This is a genomic window from Caulobacter sp. SLTY, from assembly GCF_009905535.1.
In the GTDB taxonomy this organism is placed as follows: Bacteria; Pseudomonadota; Alphaproteobacteria; order Caulobacterales; family Caulobacteraceae; genus Caulobacter.
On sequence record NZ_JAAALA010000079.1, the window covers coordinates 1 to 1,538 of the forward strand.

2 protein-coding genes are annotated in these 1,538 nt (G+C 69.9%); one reads left to right on the plus strand and one right to left on the minus strand.

What is annotated here, in order from left to right; all coding sequences use genetic code 11:
- Window positions 1-523 (plus strand): Smr/MutS family protein (locus GVN21_RS20305; protein ID WP_346764299.1); only part of this gene is annotated, 523 nt, incomplete at its 5' end.
- A gap of 241 nt (window positions 524-764) precedes the next feature.
- Here the strand turns inward: GVN21_RS20305 and GVN21_RS20310 are convergent.
- A partial coding sequence (locus GVN21_RS20310; protein ID WP_166576556.1) for a quinone oxidoreductase occupies window positions 765-1,538 on the minus strand: 774 nt, incomplete at its 5' end.

The following is a 1,538-nucleotide window of genomic DNA, read 5'->3' on the forward strand; positions in this document are numbered from 1 at the left end:
GCCCTGTCCCATGAAACGCCCGCCCCGTCCCGAGGAACTGGCCCTCTGGGCGCGGGTGGCCGAGACCGTCAAACCGCTGCCCGGTCGCAAGGTGGTGAAGGTCGCCGCCAAGCCGGCCGAACCGGTGGCCCTGCCGCCGAAGAAGCCCGGCGCGGTGATTCCGCCCAAGGCGGCAAAGGTCGCCAAGCCCAAGCCGCCGCCTGAACCGCTGGAGCCCAACCGCTCCCGCCGGGTGGTCAAGGAACGCGAGCCGATCACCGCCCGCATCGACCTGCACGGCCACACTCTGGAACGCGCGCGGGCGGTGCTGGAACGCTTCGTCTTCGCCTCGGTGGAACGCGGCGACCGCCTGGTCCTGGTGATCACCGGCAAAGGAGACGGCGGCCGCGAGACCCTGAAGGCCATGACCCCGATGTGGCTGTCCCAACCCCCGCTGCGCGCGCTGGTCGCTGGGGTGCAGTCCGCGGACAAACGCCATGGTGGGGACGGCGCGCTGTATGTGGCGCTGAAGCGGGCAAGCTAAGGCGGGTATCCCGCGGCTATCCAGTTCAAATTCGCAGGGGTTTGTGCTCTCTACTTGCCCCTCTCCCGCGAGGGAGAGGGAGGGGCCCGCCGCGAAGCGGTGGGAGGGAGAGGGTTTACGGTGTCTGCCAACCTTCCACCGTCCCTAAACCCTCCCCCTACCCCCTCCCTCAGGGAGGGGGGCTCCAAGACCACCAGCCATTGGGGTTAGTTCCGCTGGAAGAAGGTAGCTTTTCTGCGAGTTACGGAACCAACAGCGTCGACCCCACGGTCGCCCGCGCTTCGAGCGCCTCATGCGCCGCCCGCGCCTGCGAGAGCGGAAACTCCGCCCCGACTGTCACCTTGATCTTGCCGTCGGCCATCAGGGCGAACAGGGCGGCGGCGCTATCCTCGAGCTCCTCGCTGGTGGCCACATAGTCGGCCAGGCCCGGACGGGTGAGGAACAGAGACCCACCGCGCATCAGCCGCAGCGGATCGACCGCCGGCGCCGGTCCGGACGCGTTGCCGAAGATGACCAGGGACCCCCGGCGGCCCAGGCTCGCCAGGCTGCCCTCGAGGGTGGCGGCGCCGACACCGTCGTACACAGCCCGGACGCCCGCGCCGTCCGTGATCTCCCGGACCCGCGCCGCCACATCCTCTTCGCGATAGAGGATGACGTGGTCGCAGCCGGTGTCGCGCGCCAGCTGGACCTTGTCCTGCGAGCCCACCGTGCCGATGGTGAGACAGCCGAGCGCCCGCGCCCATTGGCCGAGGATCTGGCCCACGCCGCCGGCGGCGGCATGGATCAGCACCGCGTCGCCGGTCTTCACCGGAGCGCAGCGGCGGATCAGGAACTCGGCGGTCATGCCCTTCAGCAGGCTGGCGGCGGCCGTTCTGGCGTCGATACCGCTGGGCAGCTTCACGGCGCGATCGGCCTTGATCGCCTTGTAGTCGGCATAACCACCAAGACCGCCCAGACCGTAGCCGGCCAGGTCGCCGACTTGGAACCGGGTCACCCCCTCCCCCACCGCCTCGAC